At 59.4% G+C, this 2,092-nt stretch carries 2 protein-coding genes; both read right to left on the reverse strand.

Going from position 1 to position 2,092, the window contains the following annotated elements; genetic code table 11:
* Positions 1 to 143: 143 nt before the first annotated feature.
* Entirely contained in the window at positions 144 to 1,424 is a 1,281-nt protein-coding gene (purD, locus tag Q0341_RS06130) for a phosphoribosylamine--glycine ligase (protein WP_299511246.1), read from the reverse strand.
* Positions 1,425 to 1,433: 9 nt separating this feature from the next.
* The coding region (locus Q0341_RS06135; protein WP_299511247.1) for a YebC/PmpR family DNA-binding transcriptional regulator at positions 1,434 to 2,092 on the reverse strand (659 nt) is incomplete at its 5' end.

Genomic DNA, 2,092 nt, shown 5'->3' on the forward strand with positions numbered 1-2,092 from the left:
TACACAATGGCCACGCCCTGACGGGCAGGAAAGCCGTCAAAGTCGACTTGCCAGCCCATCAAATTGAGAATCCAGCGGGCCAGGCGCGAGCCTTTGAACGTCACGGGGTGGCGGGGCTTTGGGCTCATGCAATGGCTCGTGGCTCAGTTTTTGATGGCCCGGTGCCCAATGTCTTGGCGCATTTGCATGCCCTCAAAGGCAATTGGGCTGGCTGTTTGGTAGGCCTTTTGCTGCGCCTGCTTGACCGAGTCGGACAGCGCGGTGACACACAACACGCGTCCACCCGAAGTCAGGGTTTGCCCGTCTTTGTCAATGGTTCCCGCATGAAAAACCATCGCATCTTCGTGGTCCTTGGGTAAACCCGTGATGGCATCGCCCTTGCGCGGATTCAAGGGGTAACCGGCTGCCGCCATGACCACGCCCAAAGCGACGCGGCGGTCCCATTCCATCTCCAAGGTGTCCAAGCTCTGCGAAGTGGCCGACAACAAGACCTCAAAAAGGTCCGACTTCAAGCGCATCAGGATCGGTTGCGTTTCGGGGTCACCCATGCGGCAATTGAACTCCAGGGTTTTGATGCGGCCTTGCGGGTCAATCATCAAGCCGGCGTACAAAAAACCGGTGTAGGTGATGCCGTCTTTTTCCATGCCCCGAATGGTGGGCAAAATGACTTCGCGCATGGCGCGGGCATGCACTTCGGCCGTGACCACGGGCGCGGGTGAATACGCCCCCATGCCGCCCGTGTTAGGGCCTTCGTCGCCGTCTTGCAGGCGTTTGTGGTCCTGGCTGGTGGCCAGGGCCGCCACATTCTTGCCATCGCACAGCACCATGAAACTGGCTTCTTCGCCTTGCAAAAATTCCTCGATCACCACCCGTGCGCCGCCCGCGTTGTATGACACACCCAAGGTGTTGTCCAGCAGCATGAAGTCGATCGCAGCGTGCGCTTCGGCCAGGGTCATGGCCACCACCACGCCTTTGCCTGCGGCCAGGCCGTCGGCTTTGACCACGATGGGTGCGCCTTTGAGGTCCACATAGGCATGGGCCAAAGGTGCGTCCATGAAGGTCTCAAATTCAGCAGTGGGGATGCCGTGGCGTTGCATGAAGGCTTTTGAAAAAGCCTTCGAGCTTTCGAGCTGTGCGGCCGCCTGAGTGGGGCCGAAAATGCGCAGGCCATGGGTGCGAAAATCGTCCACGATGCCCGCAGCCAAGGGCGCTTCCGGCCCCACCAAGGTCAGGCCAATGCCCTGGTCCACAGCCCATTGGCGCAACAGCGCCAAGTCGGTGATCGGTACATTGATGAGATCCCTGTCTCTGGCCGTGCCACCGTTGCCCGGCGCCACATAGACCTGCTGAACTTTGGGCGACTGCGCCAGTTTCCACGCCATGGCGTGTTCACGGCCACCACTGCCAACAACCAATACTTTCATCCAACTTCCTTAATCTTCAAATTCGGCATTGTGGAAAACGTTTTGCACATCGTCCAAGTCTTCCAATATATCCAATAATTTTTGCATTTTGGCCGCTTCATCGCCGGCCAAAGACACAGAATTTTCTGCACGCCAGGTGACTTCGGCCATCTCGGCCACCAGTCCAGCGGCTTCCAGCGCGTTTTTCACGGCCTCAAATTCTGCGGGTGTGGTCAAGACCTCGATCGCGCCCTCCTCGTCGGTGAGAACGTCTTCGGCACCGGCCTCCAACGCCACCTCCATGACACGGTCCTCCGACGTTCCTGGGGCAAAAATCAGTTGGCCGCAGTGCTTGAATTGAAACGCCACCGAGCCTTCGGTGCCAAGGTTGCCGCCGTGCTTGCTCAAGGCATGGCGCATTTCGGCCACAGTGCGCACCCGGTTGTCGGTCATGGTGTCCACAATGATGGCCGCGCCGCCGATGCCGTAGCCTTCGTAACGGATTTCCTCGTAGCTCACGCCTTCCAGGTTGCCCGTGGCTTTGTCCACGTTGCGCTTGATGGTATCGGCTGGCATATTCGCCGCCTTGGCCTTCTCGATGGCCAAGCGCAGACGGGGATTGGCGCTCACATCCCCGCCACCGGTGCGGGCCGCAACCATGATTTCGCGCACCACGCGGGTCCAAATAC

The organism is uncultured Limnohabitans sp. (assembly GCF_937889215.1).
Lineage (GTDB): Bacteria > Pseudomonadota > Gammaproteobacteria > Burkholderiales > Burkholderiaceae_C > Limnohabitans_A.